The sequence below is a fragment of the Paenibacillus sp. M2 genome, from assembly GCF_046713495.1.
In the GTDB taxonomy this organism is placed as follows: Bacteria; Bacillota; Bacilli; order Paenibacillales; family Paenibacillaceae; genus Paenibacillus; species Paenibacillus amylolyticus_B.
Genome location: NZ_CP169648.1, coordinates 1,901,865 through 1,922,705, shown reverse-complemented (window position 1 = coordinate 1,922,705; position 20,841 = coordinate 1,901,865). Strand labels below are relative to the sequence as shown.

Genomic DNA, 20,841 nt, shown 5'->3' with positions numbered 1-20,841 from the left:
GGGGAAGATGAATGCGTAAACGTTCAGAGGACAGTCAGAAGGTCTTCACACGGATTCTGATCGGCATTATTATCAGTACCGTCGCTACCTTACTTGTGGCTTCTACTATTTTGTACGTCAACTATAATCGGATTGCTCTTCGTCAGGTGTATCGTACAGATATGAACAGTCTTACTCAAACCAGCCGTGAAGTGGCGAAAATGACCGAGACTGCAAAATCATTGTCATATCAGATCTATCAGGACTACACCATCTCTTCATTACTGCTCTATTCCAAACCAAATATCTATGAGATCACATCGGCGATGGAACAGCTAGACAACTACCGTATGTCCCTTCCCTTTATCGAATCCATCTATGTATATAACTCCAAAAGTAATGAATTCTATATCAGTTCCAACGTGCGCAATGGGCAGCAGTCCATCTCGGAGATCGATGATCAAGGGATTACAAGCATCCTCCAACGCTTCCATGACTATAAACCTTTTGTGCCCATCCCGCGTACATATCAGGTCGGCTCTACCGAAGCAACAGAGGTTAACAGCTACACCTATCTCTGTTATGACACGATTAATGATAACGCAAAGCTAAACTATGCTGTCATCGTTAATATCAAGGATGATTGGCTCAGTCCGAATATGAATGCTGTGGATCAACCAGGCAAAACCTTTATTGTAAATGAGAATGGAGACCTTTTATCTGACTTTGGCGACCGTGCATTGATGAAAAATCTTTCCAGCGAAGCTTTTATGAAGCCAATTATGCAGGATACGGAGCAGTCAGCTTACTTTACCGAGAAGGTCGACGGAGAAAAATCTCTCATCACCTATACCGCTCCCGATGACCTGGGTTGGCGTTATGTGAGAATAACACCTTATGATCTGATTACCTCAGATATACGGAATATGCGCACACATACCGTTCTGTTTTGTGTTGGACTTCTCTTCGCAGGCTTACTGCTCTCTTACCTTGTTTCCCGAAAACTATATCACCCTATTGACAAGGTGCTTGTTCGTTTACGTGTGATGGAAGCTGAGCGACGTGGCAGTCTTCATTTGTTACGGCAGGATTTTCTACGAGGGGCCCTACAGGGCCGCGAAACAGTAACTGGAGGTATGCTGGAAGAACGGATGAAGTTCTACGGTTCCTCCATTGATGTTCAGCATGCATCCAGACTGGTATTGCTCCGTATTGACCATTTTACCGAATTCTGCGAAACGTATCGTGATGAGACCCAGCTTGTAAAATACGCCATGATGAACATATGCACTGAGACAGCCGATCTCCACTACAATGCGGAAGCTGTGGACATGGGCGGTGATCTGATCACACTCATCTTCAATGAAAAAGCGGAAAACCATGAACTTGGGCAACCTGCTCATCATCCGATCGAGGAGCTGCTGCGCATGATGCAGGCTGCTGTAATGACCCATTTGAAATGCTCTATCTCCTGTACGATCGGCACGGAAGAAGATTCATTGGAAGACAGTATTGCATCCTACACCAGATCAGCCGAAGCCTCACTGCATCGTTTGTTCATGGGACCGGGCTGTCTGATCTATACCTCTGACATCATGGCTTATCACGCCAAGGAGTACGCCTTCCCAGCAGGTAAGGAAAGACAGCTTGTCGACCATCTAATGACAGGCAAGACGCGAGAAGCCAAACAAGTCTATGCAGATATCGTCGGCGAAACAGCCGCTTACCCGTTTACCGTCTTCCAGCTGGCCTTATCCCATCTGACGATGACACTGAACCATGTACGAAATACCCTCAAGAAGAATAATCAACTCACGCTTGATTCAGTCTCGGATGGACTAATGCTGCCTGTGAAAGAAGCGGAAGACATCAGTGAAGTACATGAACACTTCTATCGGATGTTTGATGAGCTTGGTTCCAAAGTCGAGGAGAAACGTACACTGAAGCACGAAGAGTTGATTCGTAAAATCAATGGCATTATTGAGCGGGACTATGCGGACCCCAATCTATGTCTAACTTCCATTGCAGATGAGCTTAACATGTCGCCCATCTATGTAAGCAGGCTCTACAAACAACTCACCCTGAAAGGGCTCACGGACGTGATTAACGAAACCCGCATAGCCAAGGCCCAGCATCTGCTGGTGGAAACGGAGAACTCCGTTGCCGACATTGCCGAGAGAACTGGATTCACCAACAGTTCATACTTCTATCGCATGTTCAAAAAATTCAATGGTGTTACACCAAACGATTATCGTCGCAAAGAGTTTCATTCAGAGAACTTTTGAAATCATACCAGGCTTGAGTTTATGGAGCATTGCACATTGATGTTAATGCAAAAAAAGAGCGACCTATGAGAATGAATCATTCACCTCATGTGTCGCTCTTCCTTGATAAGTTTAAGTTAGATTTCGATTTATTCCTGTTCCTGATCTTCGCCGGACTCATCAGAAGCTTCACGAACTTTATACTTGTCCAGGCGTGTCTGCTGATACTCACGCAGGGCCTCTTCACCAACAATCACTTCAACCCGGTGAATGTTCATGCCTTTGCCCATGAATTTCTGCTCGTACTCCGTCATCACATGTGCTTCATTCAAACCATCACGATGCAGATTCAAAGAAATATTGGTCATTTGCAGGCCGAAGTCGGCAATGGCATTGAGTGAGAAATCAAACAGCGTCTCCGAATCGGTTTTGAAATGAATCTGACCTTTTGGATTAAGCAATTCCGTGTATTTCTTCAGGAATCGTGGGTGCGTCAACCGGCGACGTGCATGCTTTGCTTTTGGCCATGGATCGCTGAAGTTCAAATAGATACGTTCCAGTTCTTCCGGTTCAAAAACTTCCTCGATCTGTTCAATATTCGCCAGCGCAAGCTTCAGGTTCGGAGGTGTCTCCACATCAGCCTGACTCCACGCATTACGAGCTTTCTCACTGGCACGACGCACCAGTTCATCATACATATCAATACCGATGAAATTAAATTCCGGATATTTATAACTCATTTGGCTGATAAATTGACCTTTACCCATACCAAATTCCACGAAGATCGGATGGTCATTGCCAAACAGTTCAGACCATTTTCCTTTATGCTGCTTGGGGTCCAGTACAACAAGATCAACTTGTTGCTCCAGATTTTCTCTTATCCCTTTTCTGCCACGTAAACGCATTTTATTCCTCCGTTTGTCCCATACTTGTCTCAGACTTATTTTGCCGAAGAACTGGCAAATTGTAAAGAGCAATGAAAAGGGAATCTTCGGATCTGCCACTTTGGGCAAATCTCAAAGATTCCCTCTTCGATTTATTTGGAATTGGGGTCCAACTACTTTAGTAGTTCATAGTCTACCTTATCTTGGTGTGAAAAATCAAATGTCTTTTCGAAAGCATCGCGAACTTTTTGTCTTGCAGCCGCTTTCACTTTCGGATTTCCATTAAAACGAACACCTGTTAAAGCCAGTGCTTCTTCTGCCGTCAATTCAACAGACACACGATTCAATTCATTGTTTTTAACTTGGGAATTCATTCATATCACCTCACGGTATAGTATGGTCCATGACGTCAATCTTGATTCAAATGCTATGATGAATAATACCCACTAGATGGTGTCTGACGCTGATTTAAATATAACACAAGGTGTAAACTATAGCAAGGAGAAACCCTTGATTTTACGGCCTATTTTTGCGTTTCGATTCCCTTTTTTTTTAGTTTTTTGATACAATGATAAAGTGAGCATTTTGCATAAATCCCATAAGCGTCTTCCAATCAGCAAGATATGGATCAGGATGATTTTTCCTGTCCATATCTTGTACCCGTGAGCGATTCAAATCGAATAATGCTAAAGTTCATGAAGACCCCTATAATCGCTATCCATCGTCTATGACGGAAATCGCATAGCGCTTCTTCTTTTGTTCACGTATGATTACTGTAATTCGACAGCCAAAGGAGTACCCTGAAGATGAATGCACCTGCATTACAGTCCCCTATGTTGTGGGGAGATAAACGATTCCATACCTGGAATTATGAGATGCGTGATCAGTTTAACAATAAGGTTTTCAAAGTGATGCTGGATGCTGGATTCACCTGTCCCAACCGCGACGGTTCCATCGCCAAAGGTGGTTGCACCTTCTGCAGTGCGCGTGGATCAGGCGATTTTGCTGGCAGCAGACGTGAAGATCTGGTCACCCAATTTAATACAATTCGAGATAAACAGCACCTCAAGTGGCCTACAGCCCATTATATTGGCTACTTCCAAGCCTATACGAACACGTATGCTCCGGTTGAGGAGCTGCGCGAATATTTTGAAGAAATTCTTGAGCAACCCGGTGTTGTTGGTTTGTCCATCGCCACTCGCCCGGATTGTTTGCCAGATGACGTTGTTGATTATTTGGCTGAACTGAACAAACGCACCTATCTGTGGGTTGAGATGGGACTTCAAACGATCCATGATTCCACATCAACATTGATTAATCGGGCGCACGACACGAAGTGTTACGAAGAAGCGGTTGAGAAACTGCGCAAACGGAATATACGAGTGTGTACACATATCATATATGGTCTGCCTCAAGAGACACATGAGATGATGCTGGACACTGGACGAGCAGTTGCCAATATGGATGTACAGGGAATCAAGATTCACCTGTTACATCTCATGCGCAAAACACCGATGGTGAAGCAATACGAAGCCGGACTTTTACGTTTTCTGGAACAGGATGAGTACATCAAACTGATCGTAGATACACTGGAGATGCTTCCACCGGAAATGGTCGTACACCGTCTTACAGGCGACGCACCGCGTGATCTGCTGATTGGACCAATGTGGTCCATGAACAAATGGGAAGTGTTGAACTCCATTGATCGTGAGTTGCGTGAGCGGGATTCCTGGCAAGGTAAGTATTGGAGGCGAGCATAGATGGGCTTTCTTTCAGTTCTCAGCTGTGCGCATCAGTGGATCGCTTCCCGTCTTCAGCCAGGTGATCTGGCCATAGATGCAACGGTGGGTACAGGAGCAGACACACTATTTTTGGCACAACAAGTTGGCAGGCGTGGTCAAGTCATTGGATTCGATATTCAAAGTGAAGCCCTCACACTGGCACAGGCCCGGATTCGAAAACAAACCGACGAAGCCAAACTTGGCTCCATCTCCATGCTTCAACTAAGCCATGATCGAATGACAGAAGCGGTGCCTGAGTCATGGCCTGGTGCGGTTGGTGCAGTTATGTTCAATCTGGGGTACCTGCCTTCAGAGAGTGCAGATTCCTCCATCATAACCGAAACTGATAGCACGATCGCTGCACTCGAGGCTGCACTCACTTTATTACGCCCTCGCGGAATCATTACGGTTGTGCTCTACCCCGGTCATGACGGAGGCGCACAGGAAGCATCAGCCGTATTGGAATGGTCCTCTGCCCTGCCGGTGGAACAGGCACAGGTTGTGATGTATCGCCAATTGCAGCGAGAAACTTCTCCTTTTCTGATCGGAATCGAGAAAAAATAATTTCCTTTGTTCACCAAATACAATAAACTAGACACAATCGCAAGGCGAGCTATTAACGGCTTTTTCTTACTGCGATCTGTGTTCTACATCTACATATGCAAACGTATTCACTTGTTTGCTCATGGCGACTACATGCCCATGACTGATTAAAGCGATCCACCACTTCATATACTAGAGGAGAGATTACTGATGTCTACGCCATACCCATTACAATTCCAACCTGAATTCAAAGAACGTGTGTGGGGCGGTCGTGCGCTGGAGCAATTCGGCCTTACGCCCCCTGAAGGACATATCGGAGAAGGATGGATGATTGCGGATCATCCAAACGGTACAACCAAGGTATTAAATGGAGCACTTGCTGGCAAGGGTCTGGATGAAGTTCGTGAACAACTGGGCACCGAATGGCTTGGAACCAAAGGCGTTTCCGAAAAAGGCGGCCGTTTCCCCCTTCTGATTAAGCTGCTTGACTGCAACGATGACCTGTCCGTTCAGGTTCATCCAACAGACGAGTATGAGGCACTGCCTCCTGGCGAGCTTGGCAAAACAGAAATGTGGTATGTACTCGACGCAAAACCGGGCGCACACATCATCTACGGGTTGAATGAAGGCGTTGATCGGGCAACATTAAAAGAAGCATTGGAAAACGGCACGGTGATGGATACCCTTCGTCAGGTGCCTGTAGAAGCTGGTGATACGTTCTTTATCCCTGCTGGAACAGTGCATGCGCTCTGTGCAGGTGTCGTTGTCGCTGAGATTCAGCAAAACTCGGATACGACGTACCGGATATACGATTACAATCGTCCAGGGCTGGATGGCAAACCACGTGAGTTGCATGTTGAAGACTCATTAAATGTCACCGCCTATGAGGGCGCAGGTGCCTCAACGATGAAAACAAATAACGCTACTCCTGGTGAATGGCTCAAGCTTGCGGAATGCCCTTATTTTGTAGTTGAAAAAGGGGTTGTGAATAAACGTTGGGAACTCTCCACCAATCCTGACAGCTTCACGATTCTCGTTGTCTGTGAAGGAGAAGGAACTCTGGAGTGGGCACATGCTGAATCAGACAACATTGAATTGAAAGCTGGACAATGTTATCTCTTGCCAGCCAATCTGGGTTCTTATACATTAGATGGAAATACCACTGTGCTTCGCTCTTATCTGCCATAAATCAAGCTTATATGTAACCTGTGAAGGAGGAATTACACGAGATGCAGGAATCTACCTTTGCCTTGGTCGCTAGTGAAGGTACCCGTATTCATGTGTACCGCTGGCTTCCCGATCCGGAATGCAACGTTAAAGGTGTAGTGCAAATTGCACATGGCATGGGCGAGACGGCAGCCCGATACGCCGAATTTGCCGACATTCTTACCCAAAATGGCTATGCGGTTTATGCCAATGACCATCGGGGTCATGGCAAAACCGTGGAGAATGCCAAGCTACTTGGTAATGCTGGTATCGATGCCTTCCGCTGGATGGCGAGTGATATGATCAATCTGGGCGAAGTAGCCGCCAAGGAGAATCCTGGGGTGCCCCTGTTTCTCATGGGACATAGCATGGGCTCATTCTTGGTACAACATCTCATGTACGCTGGTCATGAGCAGTACCACGCCTTTATTTTATCCGGTACAAACGGCAGACGCGGTCTGCTCCGGTTTGGAGAGAAGCTCGCCTTTTTGCAATGTGGTATTCAGGGGGCTACTCATCCCAGCATGCTGCTCAACGCGATTGTGTTTGGTGGATTTAACCGCTCTTTCCGCCCTGCCGCGACACCGTTTGATTGGTTGTCCCGGGACTCCCAAGAGGTTCAGCGATTCATTGATGATCCCCTGTGCGGAGCAGTCTGTACAGCAGGCTTTTTCCGCGACTTCTTCAAATTGCTGCTTGAAGTCCATCTTCCACACAATATGGAGCGCATACCCAAACACAAACCCGTATACCTGTTCTCAGGTGAGAAGGACCCTGTCGGACTTCATGGCAAAGGCGTTCTTAATCTGGTCTCGCAGTATAAGAAGCTTCATCTGGAGAATATTGAGTATCGCCTATATCCGGGTGGACGCCACGAAATGCTGCATGAGATCAACCGAACAGAAGTGGCTCAGCATGTTGTGAACTGGCTAGAGCGGAATACCCCTGGCTCGAATACACACCCTAGCCCGATGAACCCTACTGAGACGGCTGACTCTATCTAATAGAGTCGAAGGCAACATACCATGAGCAACAGCAAAAGAAACCCCTGGATCAGATGTGCAGCTCACGCTGCGCTCCAGTTCAGGGGTTTTCTTGTTAAGCGATATGAATAATAGCTATAACCAAGCTTTATGGATTAACCTTCAATTAACAGAGATTCCGGGTCTTCCAGCAGTTCCTTCACGGTCACGAGGAAACGAACAGCTTCACTACCGTCGATAATCCGGTGATCGTAGGACAACGCGATGTACATCATTGGACGGTTCTCCATCCGCTCTGCATCAATCGCCACTGGACGAAGTTGGATCTTATGCATCCCCAGAATACCCACTTGAGGTGTATTCAGAATTGGCGTAGACAACAAGGAACCAAATGTTCCACCATTGGTGATGGTGAACGTTCCACCTTGCAGATCAGATAACGCCAGTGTGTTGGAACGAGCTTTGGATGCCAGGTCCGCAATGCTCTTCTCGATCTCGGCAAAGCCCAGACGATCGGCATCACGTACAACCGGTACAACCAGTCCTTCCTTCGCAGATACGGCGATGCCGATATCATAATACTTTTTGAGCACAACATCTTCGCCATCAATCTCTGCGTTAATTGTAGGGAATTTTTTCAGAGCCCCCACAACCGCTTTGGTGAAGAAGGACATGAAGCCCAGGTTAATCTCATGTTTCTCTTTAAACTTGTCCTTACGGCGTTTACGTACATCCATGATCGCAGTCATATCAACTTCATTAAACGTAGTCAACATGGCTGCTGTCTGCTGAGCCTCTACCAGACGTTTGGCAATGGTCGCACGGCGGCGAGACATCCGCTGACGCTCCACTGGTTTGGTATAGGTAGAACTTCCAGCTGTCGGAGCACTTGGTGCTGCTGGAGCTTTACTCGCAGGTGGAGCAGCAGGAGCAGGCGCCTGATTGTTATGGCTCTTCACATCATCCTGGTATACCCGCCCAATTGGATCTTTGCTCTGAACCTGATCTAACTCGATACCACGTTCACGTGCAAGCTTACGGGCAGACGGTGAAGCCGTCTTGGCACTATCGGATGACTCCGGCGCTGCCGCAACAGGTGCTGGTGGTGTTGGAGCTTCAGGTGCAGGAGTAACGGCCTTTTTCTCTTCAGCTACTGGTTCGGAAGCGGGTGCACCGCTTCCTCCTCCAGAACCAGCTGAGAGTGTACCGATCGTTTCACCGATCTCGACCGTCTCTCCTTCCTGACGAATGATCTTCTCCAGCACGCCACTTTCTTCTGCGCTGATCTCAATATTTACTTTATCCGTTTCCAGTTCAAGAAGCACATCACCCTGATTAACGGTATCCCCTTCTTTAACCATCCATCTGGATACAGTTCCCTCAGTTATTGACTCACCCATTGCAGGTACTTTAATTTCACTCACAGCTGTTACCTCCCCAGTGGAATATTATTCTTCGTCGTTTGTTTCAACGCAGATGTAATAATCTGTTGCTGTTCCATACTATGCACAAGCTGATAACCGCTGGAAGGACTTGCGTGTTCCGGGCGACCTTCGTATCTAACGGTTGTGCCTTCCGGGGCAACTTCACGAAGACGAGGCTCCATGTATGTCCAGGCACCCATGTTTTTATTCTCTTCCTGTACCCATACCAATTCTTTTACATTGCTGAAACGTGCAAGTATACGTTTGATCTCTTCTGCCGGGAACGGATATAGTTGTTCCACTCGAATGATGTGAAGCCATGACCAATCTGCTTTATCTTTTTCAAAAGCATCTTCCAAGTCGATGGCAATCTTGCCACTGCACAAAATAATGCGCTCTACGCGATCCGGCTGTGTCCCAAGTCCAGCTTGCTCCAGCACAAGCTCAAACTTGCCTTCACTGAATTCCACTGCCGGTGATGCAACACGCGGATTCCGAATGAGACTTTTCGGTGACATCATCACAAGAGGACGGGCATCTTCTGTTTCAGTCAACGAAGCTTGACGACGCAACAAGTGGAAGTACTGAGATGCACTTGACAAGTTAGCAACCGTCATGTTGTCTTCTGCACACAACTGAAGGAAGCGTTCCAGACGAGCACTTGTATGCTCAGGTCCCTGACCCTCATTCGCATGTGGCAACAACATCACCAAACTGGACTTCTGAGACCACTTGGCACGGCCGGATGATACAAACTGGTCGAATATAACCTGTGCACAGTTGGCAAAGTCACCGAATTGAGCTTCCCAGATAACCAGTGTATCGGGTGAATATACGTTATATCCGTATTCGAATCCAACAACGGATTCTTCAGACAACGGACTGTTATAGATTGCAAAGGATGCTCTTGCCTGTGGCAAGTGATGTAAAGGGCAGAACTTTGCTCCATTCTCCGAATCATGCAACACCAGATTCCGATGAGCGAATGTAGCACGCTCGGCATCCTGTCCACTAATCCGAATCGGTTTGCCATCAGCGAGAATGGTTGCGAATGCAAGTGTCTCCGCAAGGCTCCAATCCACTTTCTCCCCTTCATTCAAGGAAGTGCTCCGGCGTTGCAAAATCCGCTGTAACTTCGGATACACGTTGAAGTTCTCAGGCCATTTCAGCAGATCGGCATTAATGCTGCGCAGATTCTCCAGTGGTACCGCTGTCGGAGTAATCGTAACAGCTTCCGGCTCACTGATTTTCCGTTGATAATATTCATGTACTTCATTTTTCTTCATCTGGTCATAAGCTTCTTTTAATTTGTTCGTTACTCCATCGCGAATGCTCGTGATGGACGCATCATCGATAACCGATTCCTGCTTCAACTGATCCTGATACAAGTGGCTTACCGTTGGATGGTTTTTCACCTTGTCATAAACGATAGGTTGAGTTGTTTCGGGATCATCGGTTTCATTATGGCCGTAACGACGGTAACCGATCAAGTCGATCAGGAAATCCTTTTTGAAACGATTGCGATACTCTGCTGCCATACGAATGGCTGCAATACAAGCTTCCGGATTGTCCGCATTCACGTGTACAATCGGAATTTCGTACCCTTTAGCAAGGTCACTTGCGTAGTATGTTGAACGGGAATCACCGCTATCTGTAGTGAAACCCAGACGATTGTTGACGATAATATGGATGGTTCCGCCATTCTGATATCCTGGCAGAGCTTTGAAGTTAAGCGTCTCCGCAACGATCCCTTCTCCAGGGAATGCAGCATCACCGTGCATCAAAATGGTAGCTGCCTTCGTTACATCCTGCTTCGGATATCCAGGGTCACGACGGTCATCCTGAGCCGCACGTGCAAAACCCTGTACAACCGGATTGACGTATTCCAGATGGCTCGGGTTATTCGCCAGAGTAAGGCGGGCCTGCACAGTTTCCCCGTCTTTTACAAAACGGTTAGCACCCATATGATATTTGACATCCCCCGTCCAACCGTAGTTGATTCCCGTCGAACCTTCCGATGGAACCAGGTCTTTGTTCGGAGCATGATGGAATTCAGAGAAAATTTTGCTGTACGGTTTGCCCAATACATGGGCAAGTACGTTTAACCGTCCACGGTGGGCCATACCCATCAGAATGTGGCTTGATCCGGCTTCTGCCATGATACGGACAGCTTCGTCCAGCATCGGTACAAGCACATCGTTACCTTCGATGGAGAAACGCTTCTGCCCAACAAATGTTTTGTGAAGATAATCTTCAAATTGCTCAACTTCAACCAAACGTTCCAGCAAAGCCTTACGTTCTTTCGGCATAAGCGGAGCTGGTGAAGTCCGGGATTCCGCACGGCGATTCAACCACTCACGTTCTTGAACTTCGTGTACATGACTGAATTCATAAGCCATGGGTCCAGTGTAAATCTGACGCAAGCGTTGGATTGCATCCCATCCGGTTGCTGTCTGCCCATCTGCACCTTCCCAGATCAGGGAAGCAGGCAAAGCTTTCAGATCTTCTTCGTTTAATTCAAAATGCTGAGGTTCCAGCAAAGATGTATCTGTATCTTCACTGATTCCAAGCGGATCTATGTCTGCAGCAAGATGACCATACGTACGGATATTCCATACCAGCTTACCTGCTGTAACCGCTTTCTGTAATAATTGAATGTCTACGCTTCCGGAAGCCGATTGGGCGTTGCCGGAATTCGAGGTTGTGCGTGCATCCCTGCCAGACATCGGCGGTGCACCCCATTGTTCAAATAGTTCCCGATAGGCCGGTGTAACCGAACCAGGATCTTGAGCAAATAATTCATATTGTTCCTGTACGTATCCCATATTGGGGCCATAGTAACTTTCCCAGGGCTTCTTGTTGCCTTCCACGATCGTCATCGACGTTCCCTCCGTCTTGATTTAGTCATAAGTTTTTGACGGAAATCATTGACTAAGCCGTAATTTGCGTTCGTTCAACATTTTAAGCTAAATTTTTCATGAAGTCCAATAATCGTGCTGTTGGTGGTAGTAACGTTAGTCCGACGCTCCCGTCAAGGTTTGTCTGCGTTTTCAAAATCAAAGTAAAACAATGATTGTATATACCGTCGCACAGATGTCGAATACTGTCCTGATCCGTTCGAAGGTTACACTTTCTCCTCTTCTTCAAGTGAAGTCCATGTTCTAATATCTATTCTATAAACTTTTACGCTCAGGAGCATTTCCTATTTTTAGTTCAATTGATGCATAAATTAGATGAATCGAATAAATCGAGCAATTTGGATAGAACAACGAACGCTTAATTACAACAAAATAGGCATACGATCTCCCATTTACCTCCTTAATTAAATTGTGGTCCATTATGTTCAAAAACAAACCGTCCAGTTAAACATTAACCAATTGACATCACATTCAACAAATAATTGGGGTTTTCTTGAGGAGACCAACTGAAAAAAGCTCGCCCAGACATAAATTATCCGAGCAGCTTCTTTGAATTCAACAAGTTTGAGTTAACACTACAGTTGATAATGCGCATCAAGTTGTACTTTGACTAATCATATACTCTGCAAACGGCGTTAGGGAAAGATCTCTAACCTGCTCCATTGTAAACCAGTCCGCGCCCAGCGAGTCTTCGCCATCGGGTTCTTTTTTGATATGATCCGGCTGACTGGCTGCGGTCAAAACAACATCATACAACATCCCGATATGGTGCAGCTCTTCCGGCTCACCTTGATACACCCATTCCAGTACCGTAGACTCCGCAGAACGAATCATCAATTGCAGATGGGTCAGGCCCGTCTCTTCTTCAATCTCACGTTGAAGTGCGGCCTCTGGCTGTTCACCAAATTCCAGCCTTCCGCCTGGTAAATCCCATTGCCCCTGATATGCCCCGCGTGCCTTATGAATCAACAGGAATTTGTGCTCCCAAGTGACCAAACCATATACGCCAATATGTGTATGCCGATTCACTTAAGTACCCTTCCTTTCGTCTTCATCCTCGATAACAGCATCCAGATCTATGGCCATACGGATCATATCCACACAGCGGATACCATCCTCTATAATCTCTTCCTCATAATGTCTCACAAAGAAATCACGATCAACCCCGATAATGCGGAAACCGCAACGTTGGTATAACTTCAATTGATGAAAGCTGGAGTTGCCTGTTCCAATCTCGAGAATCCGGCAGCCCAATCTACGTGCAGCTTCCATCGCTTCCTTAATCATGTGTTTGCCTACACCTTGTCCCTGCAGTTCTTCCTGTACGGCAATATTAACAATCTCGGCAGTCTCCGGACGAGTCTTTAACAATACGAACTCTCCAACCATCTCTCCTTCATACTCAGCAATAAAACAAACACCCCGACTCAGGTACTCATCAACAATTGCTTTTGAAGGATCAGCCATCAATAAAAGTTCGTACGGTCGCTCTTCTTCCCAGTCCAAAATCCGGAACGACAATTTCATGCCAATCTCCACCTTTTCATCGTACAATATTCATTCTCGTTCTGTTTGCAGAAGCCTATGTATGGCAGATCTACAAATATATCTTGCTTAAGTCTAACAAACCTATCACCCAATCTATTAACCAACTACTGTACCCGATTGATTTTGATAATGACGAATAACCATTCCTGATGCTTTGGACATCCCCTGTTTCTCATAGAACGTCTGCAGCTCCGGATCACATAAGAGATCAATCATATAAAGATCACGAAGACGTTCAAATATGCGTTGAACAAGAGCCGTCCCGATTCCCCGACCCTTATACTCTGGGACTACTTCCAGTAAGGGGATATACGCGCTGAGAACACCATCAGAGATGGCTTGTATGAATCCGACCACCTTTCCTGTATCTTCATCAACAGCCAGTTCAATGGCATAGGACTTTTCCAGCAACTTTAGAAAAGTTGGCGTAGACGGCGGGTTTGGCCAACCATAAAAAAAATTCCCATCTAGCTGTTCAAGATCTATATCTTCCAACTTATCACGAAATACGATCCCCACAGACTACTCATCTCCCATAAAAATAGTAAACTTCATTATATCATAATATCTGGATATAAATATATAGATATGGATGATACATTATGACCGATCATTAATTGAGAATTTTACATGCTGTATCCAACCTTCAATCCCCTTACCGGACTTCGCGCTGTTCAAGAACAGAATCGCTATACACCATAAATGTCTCTTGCAGCGTACGTCCGGATGACTTCTCCCAGATTACACTCCGCTCAAAAGTACCATTTTGGAAAAAACGCGGGACACGTTCAGCGAACCAGTCCTGCATAGGCAGCTCAAAAACCCGCTTCATAGGCACCCATAACAGTTCGCCTTCGGGCGGATCTTGCAATAACTGACCCTCGAATGAAGTCGCCAAATAGTTAAATACCATGTACCGCAATCCTTGTTCGGGATCACAGAACTCATCAAGCCCTTTATACGTAATCTCATTAACTGCTAGCCCCGTCTCCTCCAGAACCTCCCGCACGGCACCATCCACGATACTCTCCGGAAAATCTACCTTCCCCCCAGGAGCGATGTATCCCGGAAATCCTTTGCGATCCGGCCGATTCATTAACAACACCTGATCATTCATTTTGTCCCATACCATACACATCGTTAATATCTCTATTCTAGTATCCATATTCGTCCTCCTGCTAACATGCACTTCTCTGCTGTACACTAACATTTCTGGGAATAACCTGTGTTTTCCTTCTTTATTCCCACTCTGATTCATTCGTATTTTCACCGGTCTCACAGTATAGTCGATGATGATATATATGCATACGAAAGGCGGACGCCCTGTACACCTGTACATCAGAAGCCCGCCTGTTTTGTGATATTCTATGCTGCTCTTTCCTCAAGCCTGGAGTTTACAGTTCTCAGTTCAATTCCGTAATCAACACCCGGCGTTCCTTCCATTCAGCCCGGCGATAAGCCTGTTGCATACCAAATTTGCGGATACTTGCCTTTGGCACCGATTTATAAGGCAAAACAATCGTAAAGTCCTCATCAAACGGGAAAAAAGACAGGCCTACTTTTTCATTGGATAACCACTCTGCCTGAATCGGTTGTCTGGAACAGGCATCAAACGTACAACTGAGCCCTTCTGCAAAAAAATCATAACGCGCAGCAGGTGTTCCAGGTTCCTCCATACAGAGAAACAGACTGAGCTGATCACAAAAAAGCATGATCTCCACATCGCTTTGCAGCCTTCGTTTCAGCGCTTCAGCATCGCCACCCAGCTGATTCTCCAAACTCAACTGACGTTCGTGTTCTTGCTGCAGATAATCTCGGATGTCATCATCATCCTGAGCATTGGCCCCCAGATTTTTCTGAAATAGCTCCGTGTACATCAAGCTACACAATAATCCGGCGTAGAGGTTTTTCTGACGAACTTCTTCAATCCCTTTATGGTAGAATACAAAACGCGGACGCAATGGAAAGTCACGAAACGAATACGGTGATTGACTGTAATCATTCCAGAACGGAGACGAATCCAGTTCAATCCAGCCACGGTCATGTTCCTTGGCCGCTAGAATCAATTCATCCCGATGCGCAGCATCGGCTAGTAATTCATTTTTCCAGTGGGCAGCCATCTCTCCGGCTACTAATCCATGCTCATGCTGTGCAGTCAAAACAAAATCATGCTCTCTCTCATATACGATCATTTGCTGTCACCCTTCCGCATGGTATACGTTGACTTTAACATAAATTGGGTTAAACTTTCCTAGTAAGTTGTTTTTCGCTCCATTTTGACGAAAGGCATTATGAAAGGCACAATGTAAAGGTGTTGTCAGTTTCCTGAAATTTGATACACTAAAGGTTGTGTCCACAATTATATTACATACAGAAAGCGGGATCTCATGAATTTATACTCTCCTTACATCGAGTTTAACCGCAAGGAATGGGCTGAACTTAAAGAACATCAGACCACTCTTCCACTGACGGAAGCCGAATTAGAACAGTTAAAGGGATTGAATGAAGAGGTATCGATTCAAGAAGTCGAAGATATATATTTGCCTCTTACCCACTTTATTGACCTATATGCAAGAGTTTCACGAGAGCTGAATCAACTGACGGCCTCCTTTATGAAAAAAGAAGCTCTCCCCACCCCCTACATCATTGGAATCGGGGGTAGTGTTGCCGTGGGCAAAAGCACAGCGGCCCGCTTGCTACAGGCACTGCTCGCCAGAGGTAAGAATAGCCCGAAGGTTGACCTTGTCACAACCGACGGTTTCTTATATCCCAATGCGGTGCTGCAAGAGAAGGGCATCATGAACCGCAAAGGATTCCCGGAAAGCTATGATATCAAATCCCTGATTCAGTTCATGGGTGATGTAAAATCTGGAAAACCCGAAGTGAAAGCACCCGTCTACTCTCACCTCGCCTACGATGTCATTCAAGGGGAAGAGAAGCAGATCTGTCAACCGGATATTCTCATTATTGAAGGTATCAATGTACTTCAGATCAAAAAGGAAACGCCTTTGCTGGTTAGTGATTTCTTCGATTTTTCAATCTACATTGATGCGGAAGAAGAGCATATACGACACTGGTACGTTGAGCGTTTCAAGCTGCTCCGCAATACAGCTTTCCAGAACACGGATTCCTTTTTCCATCAACGATTCGCCAATATCGATGAAGAAGAAACCGTGCGTACGGCCAACCAGATCTGGCAGGATATCAATGCCAAAAATCTGCATGAAAACATTTTGCCAACCAAAGGGCGTGCCAGACTGATTCTGAAAAAGGAAGCCGATCACTCCATTGGGCAGATTCAATTGCGTAAACTGTAGACAACACTCGTGCAGTACACTTTGATGTTATAACTAATTACCCTTAAAAGGAGAGAAAAACACATTGCAAACCCTGATTATACTCGGCAGTATTATGATGTTCCTGGCTGTTGCTTTGGGTGCTTTTGGCGCACACGCGCTCAAGCGCAAACTATCCGCTGACATGATCAAAATCTATGAAACCGGTGTTCAATATCACCTCATCCACGGACTTGGGATCATCCTGATTGGACTGCTGGCAGACCGTCTCGAATCCTCTTCACTCGTCATGTTTGCCGGATGGCTGATGTTCGCCGGGATCATCCTGTTCTCTGGTAGCCTGTACACTTTAAGTGTAACGGGTGTTCGCAAATTGGGAGCCATTACCCCACTTGGCGGAGTCGCATTTTTGGCTGGATGGGTTATGATCATGATTGCCGCATTGTAAACATGCCCGTTGGATAAACGAAAAGAGTGTTCTGGCTGATATCCTATCGCTGGAGCACTCTTTTCCTGTTTAATCTGTCCAGATTCTGCGAATGGTGAGCTGCCCTGCATCTGGCCGTTGTCTCTCCAGCACATACACATCCGGGTTAGAAAGTTTAGCCCACTCTTCATAGCCAAAGGATGGTTCATACTCACGAATAAGCAGTGATAACAAGTTCCCATGTGTAACCACGGCCCCGTGTTGTTCAGGTCTGCTCCACAACTCTTCCAGTAGTGCCAACCCCCTTGCAGCCGCGTTTCTCGAAGATTCCCCGCCTTCTTCCACCCAATCCACATCATCATATGTACGTTTCAGTACATCCATCCAGTTAGGCAGATCCAAAGAGCTAAGTACCCTCTCCTGGAGACGTTCATCCGTATGTATATGTTGCAGCGTTGCCATGCCCAGCGGCATAGCCGTCTGAACGGCCCTTTTCCACGGACTGGAAACAATATACGTAATGGATTGATGAGCCAAGATATCTGCAAGTTTTTCGGCTTGCCTGATCCCTTCATCTGTAAGCTCTGCATGGGGTTCCTGCCCTGTGGCCTTGGCGTGACGGATAAAATAAATGGACTGCATAGCGATCACCTCCTATAGTGTAACCTACATAGAGTTCTTCTCAAGATATTGAAGTGCACTGTACATCTTCTCCTGCTCTTCCGGTCGGCCTGATGAACTGAGGAAAGTGACTTGTTTCCCTGTTCTGTCTCCATGTTGAGCCACCAGTCCAAGCCGCTGCTTGAGATGGTTCACCGTACCTGTACTGCCATCAATAATCTGTATATGATCGGGCAGAACCGTGCGCAGAATGGACGTATAGAATGGATAATGCGTGCAACCAAGCACCACTGTGCCATACTCATGAAGATCGAGATCTGCCAGCTTGAAGCGGAAATAATCAGCGATTTTGCCCGGATCAAAATCCAGCTGTTCACACCATTCCACAAGTTCCGGCAGCGCAATGGAATCCACACTGTGGTGATCATCAACACGTGATACCAGTTCGTTATACTTGGTTTGGCTCAAGGTGAGGGCCGTGGCAAATACAAGCACTCTCTTCCCACTATCACGATTCATCTCCACGGCTGGTTTCACCGCAGGCTCCATGCCAATGATCGGGATATCGTACTTGGCGCGCAGATCCTTCACAGCCAGACTTGTTGCTGTATTACAAGCAATCACGATTGCTTGAACATCCTCCTGAACGATGGCTTCCACACAATCAAAAATATGTCCTCTAACCTCATCCGCAGACTTGGTTCCATACGGGACATGTAAGGTATCCGCGTAATATAGGAATTTTTCTTCCGGAAACTGTTGTAATGCCTTATGCAAAACGGTTAAACCACCGATGCCTGAATCAAAAAAAGCAATTTTCTTATTCAAGGATTTCACCTCTATAATGTATTATTTCGGGTTCCAAGAACCTCTCAATGCTGCTCATGCTGACTGGAGGTGAGGTTTGTACTTCCGGCCCATCACACACTAGGATGATGAACCATTATTCTACGTTCATTTTATACTGCATGAGCCAGTCCTTGCCACTATGCCATTCCTCTACGGGGCTATGCTTTCCAAGCAGTTCCGTACTTGCCTGAGCCATGACCCATTCCTTGAGCCCGTTATCCGGACTGGATTCGAGTTGCTGTAGCAGGAGAGGCAGTCCCGCCTCACCCGTATTCAGAATGTCCTCGTAAGTCTCCCGGTTAGCAGTAATATAATCATTGGGATTGCTGCTGGTCACGAGGACAGGGTCGCTAACGATCTGCTGTAGATTGCTTGCAATGGTTGCTGATAATACCTGTTCTTCCGTCCGAGTCGAACACGCTGCTACCATCAAGGCTGTGCATACGGATAACAAACCCAGAATCAGTCTTCTGCGATTCACTGTGCCACTCCTTTCAACAATGAGTTAAGACAACAGATTCGGCTTTCATGCTCAAGCCCCCGGCCAACTACAGAACAAGTTCCCATTGTTCTTCGGTAAGCTCCTGACCTGACAACATCTGCTTGCGGACTTCCTTCATTACAAAGCCCACAGATTGATATAATCTACGCGCGCCGATCAAAGACTCATTGGTCCACAGGATCACGGATGTGTAGTCCTTTTCTTTTGCAAAAAGAATTGCCTGTTCGATAAGCTTCACGCCCCATCCTGCACCACGTGCTTCCGGTTCGATCAGAAACCAGCGAAGTTGAGCCGTATTTTCATTCACCTGAGTAAGTCCTATGGAGCCGGAAGCTGTCTGATCTAACTCTACAATCCATAACATTTCCCTCGAATGATTGCCTTTAAGTCCAAACGAATTAACCGCGTTGGCGATAAATTCAGCAAAGCTATGATCATAATTATACTCATTTCGATAAATTCGAATATGCGCTTCAATGACATACTGCAGATCCTTTTGTACGAAAGTGCGGATCATCAGACATCACAGTCCTTCCTCAAATCTACAGTTGTGATACTGAAATCCACACCGAACTGAATTAATCCCAGTTTACGGGCAACTTGCTGTGAAGCGAGATTATCCCAAGATGTACTGTAGATTGGCATGCGTCCACGCTCCTTGACATGATACTGCCAGCATTTTACCGTCTCCGCTGCATACCCATGTCCTCTATAACCGGGTGCCGTATATAGACTCACTTCCGCCCCATGATCGGAGAGTCTTGCGGAGCAGCACACTGCCACTGCAGAATCCCCAATAACATAAGCGGCAACAGGGCTTTTTTCATGCAAGTGGTCTGTTAATTCAGGGAAATGCTCTGCCAGCAAATAATGCTGCTCCTGACCAATCAACTGAACTTTATGATTCCACTCGTCAGATGACTCAGGAAAAGCATAGGCGGGTCCCATCCATACATGGTTAACTGGCTCAAAGGTTTCCACCTTGCGAATCAGTTTCGGAATATCCAATGGAAGCTCACATTCCTTACTCAATTCATCCATCAGATCCGGCGGTAACTGCTCATGGTAATAGATCAGTGAACCGGCAGAAGCCAACCCGATAAATATGGCTGGAGCCTGCCCACCACCCGGCTCGTTAATGCTTAATAGACGCTGCTGCTCATTGATTGTATATAACGTGCTCGCTTGTATCTTCAACATTTCCATAGACGACAGGTTGGATTTTGGAACCATAACTATGAAGTTAACCTTTGCAATAATTGTTTGCCTTCACTGCCTTTACCAGCTTCTTGCTGCTCCAGAAAAGCGGATAATTCACGTAAATCAGCCGGGCGATATCCAGCCCCGCACCCGCAATTATGATAGGTATAACCATGATGATACAGCATCATCACTTTGGTCCATTGTTTGGTATCTTTTTGCTTGGGCGCCTGGAAATCCTGTCCCATGCTAACCATAAACGTGGCACATTGCGGGCATTTATATTCAAGTTGCGCCACCACCTCAGGGCTCAGGTCATGTCTGGAAACTTGTTTAAATGATTTGCGACAAATGAAACATGCATAGATGTCTTTATATGGTCCTGACATGGCATATCTGCACATCGTCTGCACCCC

22 protein-coding genes are annotated in these 20,841 nt (G+C 46.3%); 7 read left to right on the top strand and 15 right to left on the bottom strand.

Annotation, left to right across the window (positions count from 1 at the left end; all coding sequences use genetic code 11):
- Window positions 1-11 precede the first annotated feature (11 nt).
- Entirely contained in the window at window positions 12-2,264 is a 2,253-nt protein-coding gene (locus ACETMN_RS08900) for an AraC family transcriptional regulator (protein ID WP_411736038.1), read from the top strand.
- Between the two features lie 128 nt (window positions 2,265-2,392).
- Here the strand turns inward: ACETMN_RS08900 and trmB are convergent, their stop codons facing one another.
- Complete coding sequence (trmB, locus tag ACETMN_RS08895) at window positions 2,393-3,148, bottom strand: tRNA (guanosine(46)-N7)-methyltransferase TrmB (protein WP_411736037.1); 756 nt, start codon at window positions 3,146-3,148, stop codon at window positions 2,393-2,395.
- A gap of 152 nt (window positions 3,149-3,300) precedes the next feature.
- Window positions 3,301-3,501, bottom strand: coding sequence for a hypothetical protein (locus tag ACETMN_RS08890; protein WP_105597935.1), 201 nt, complete (start codon window positions 3,499-3,501; stop codon window positions 3,301-3,303).
- Window positions 3,502-3,933: 432 nt separating this feature from the next.
- On the opposite strand from ACETMN_RS08890, the gene ACETMN_RS08885 reads away from it, so the two are divergent.
- The 4 genes from ACETMN_RS08885 (at window position 3,934) to ACETMN_RS08870 (ending at window position 7,661) form a co-directional block, all read left to right on the top strand.
- Window positions 3,934-4,887 (top strand): TIGR01212 family radical SAM protein, encoded by a 954-nt coding sequence (locus ACETMN_RS08885; protein WP_210107585.1) that lies wholly within the window; start codon window positions 3,934-3,936, stop codon window positions 4,885-4,887.
- Window positions 4,888-5,472 carry a class I SAM-dependent methyltransferase gene (locus ACETMN_RS08880; protein WP_192134635.1) on the top strand — a complete coding sequence of 195 codons (585 nt, stop codon included), beginning with the start codon at window positions 4,888-4,890 and terminating at the stop codon, window positions 5,470-5,472.
- Between the two features lie 189 nt (window positions 5,473-5,661).
- Window positions 5,662-6,639, top strand: coding sequence for a type I phosphomannose isomerase catalytic subunit (locus tag ACETMN_RS08875; protein ID WP_105597932.1), 978 nt, complete (start codon window positions 5,662-5,664; stop codon window positions 6,637-6,639).
- 41 nt (window positions 6,640-6,680) lie between these two features.
- Window positions 6,681-7,661 (top strand): alpha/beta fold hydrolase, encoded by a 981-nt coding sequence (locus ACETMN_RS08870; protein WP_411736036.1) that lies wholly within the window; start codon window positions 6,681-6,683, stop codon window positions 7,659-7,661.
- A 134-nt stretch (window positions 7,662-7,795) separates the two neighbouring features.
- Here the strand turns inward: ACETMN_RS08870 and odhB are convergent, their stop codons facing one another.
- The 7 genes from odhB to ACETMN_RS08835 all read right to left on the bottom strand — a co-directional run bounded on the left by odhB (window position 7,796) and on the right by ACETMN_RS08835 (window position 15,722).
- Window positions 7,796-9,064, bottom strand: coding sequence for a 2-oxoglutarate dehydrogenase complex dihydrolipoyllysine-residue succinyltransferase (gene odhB, locus ACETMN_RS08865; RefSeq protein WP_411736035.1), 1,269 nt, complete (start codon window positions 9,062-9,064; stop codon window positions 7,796-7,798).
- 5 nt (window positions 9,065-9,069) lie between these two features.
- A complete protein-coding gene (locus ACETMN_RS08860) occupies window positions 9,070-11,943 on the bottom strand; it encodes a 2-oxoglutarate dehydrogenase E1 component (RefSeq protein ID WP_105597929.1) in 2,874 nt (957 codons plus the stop codon).
- Window positions 11,944-12,576: 633 nt separating this feature from the next.
- Window positions 12,577-13,011, bottom strand: a complete 435-nt coding sequence (locus ACETMN_RS08855) for an NUDIX domain-containing protein (protein ID WP_091014874.1) — start codon at window positions 13,009-13,011, stop codon at window positions 12,577-12,579.
- Window positions 13,012-13,509 carry a GNAT family N-acetyltransferase gene (locus tag ACETMN_RS08850; RefSeq protein WP_091014876.1) on the bottom strand — a complete coding sequence of 166 codons (498 nt, stop codon included), beginning with the start codon at window positions 13,507-13,509 and terminating at the stop codon, window positions 13,012-13,014.
- Between the two features lie 117 nt (window positions 13,510-13,626).
- Window positions 13,627-14,049: a GNAT family N-acetyltransferase gene (locus ACETMN_RS08845; protein ID WP_306299270.1), complete on the bottom strand. Its 423-nt coding sequence runs from the start codon at window positions 14,047-14,049 to the stop codon at window positions 13,627-13,629.
- Window positions 14,050-14,185: 136 nt separating this feature from the next.
- The gene (locus ACETMN_RS08840) at window positions 14,186-14,695 is read right to left on the bottom strand and encodes an 8-oxo-dGTP diphosphatase (RefSeq protein WP_091014877.1); all 510 of its coding nucleotides are present in this window, start codon (window positions 14,693-14,695) and stop codon (window positions 14,186-14,188) included.
- Between the two features lie 238 nt (window positions 14,696-14,933).
- A complete protein-coding gene (locus ACETMN_RS08835) occupies window positions 14,934-15,722 on the bottom strand; it encodes a DUF3891 family protein (RefSeq protein WP_411736034.1) in 789 nt (262 codons plus the stop codon).
- A 195-nt stretch (window positions 15,723-15,917) separates the two neighbouring features.
- On the opposite strand from ACETMN_RS08835, the gene coaA reads away from it, so the two are divergent.
- Both coaA and ACETMN_RS08825 read left to right on the top strand, forming a co-directional pair.
- Window positions 15,918-16,847: a type I pantothenate kinase gene (coaA, locus tag ACETMN_RS08830; protein WP_036610217.1), complete on the top strand. Its 930-nt coding sequence runs from the start codon at window positions 15,918-15,920 to the stop codon at window positions 16,845-16,847.
- Between the two features lie 64 nt (window positions 16,848-16,911).
- Window positions 16,912-17,274 (top strand): DUF423 domain-containing protein, encoded by a 363-nt coding sequence (locus tag ACETMN_RS08825; protein WP_091014882.1) that lies wholly within the window; start codon window positions 16,912-16,914, stop codon window positions 17,272-17,274.
- Between the two features lie 69 nt (window positions 17,275-17,343).
- Here the strand turns inward: ACETMN_RS08825 and ACETMN_RS08820 are convergent, their stop codons facing one another.
- From ACETMN_RS08820 to ACETMN_RS08795, 6 genes are all read right to left on the bottom strand, one after another.
- Window positions 17,344-17,895: a histidine phosphatase family protein gene (locus ACETMN_RS08820; RefSeq protein ID WP_411736033.1), complete on the bottom strand. Its 552-nt coding sequence runs from the start codon at window positions 17,893-17,895 to the stop codon at window positions 17,344-17,346.
- Window positions 17,896-17,919: 24 nt separating this feature from the next.
- Window positions 17,920-18,702, bottom strand: coding sequence for a glutamate racemase (murI, locus tag ACETMN_RS08815; protein WP_411736032.1), 783 nt, complete (start codon window positions 18,700-18,702; stop codon window positions 17,920-17,922).
- A gap of 115 nt (window positions 18,703-18,817) precedes the next feature.
- Window positions 18,818-19,204 (bottom strand): hypothetical protein, encoded by a 387-nt coding sequence (locus ACETMN_RS08810; RefSeq protein ID WP_411736031.1) that lies wholly within the window; start codon window positions 19,202-19,204, stop codon window positions 18,818-18,820.
- Between the two features lie 67 nt (window positions 19,205-19,271).
- The gene (locus ACETMN_RS08805) at window positions 19,272-19,742 is read right to left on the bottom strand and encodes a GNAT family N-acetyltransferase (protein WP_091014889.1); all 471 of its coding nucleotides are present in this window, start codon (window positions 19,740-19,742) and stop codon (window positions 19,272-19,274) included.
- Window positions 19,742-20,431, bottom strand: coding sequence for a GNAT family N-acetyltransferase (locus ACETMN_RS08800; protein WP_411736030.1), 690 nt, complete (start codon window positions 20,429-20,431; stop codon window positions 19,742-19,744). The genes ACETMN_RS08805 and ACETMN_RS08800 overlap by 1 nt, the downstream gene beginning before the upstream one ends.
- A gap of 29 nt (window positions 20,432-20,460) precedes the next feature.
- Window positions 20,461-20,829, bottom strand: a complete 369-nt coding sequence (locus ACETMN_RS08795; RefSeq protein WP_091014893.1) for a hypothetical protein — start codon at window positions 20,827-20,829, stop codon at window positions 20,461-20,463.
- Window positions 20,830-20,841 lie beyond the last annotated feature (12 nt).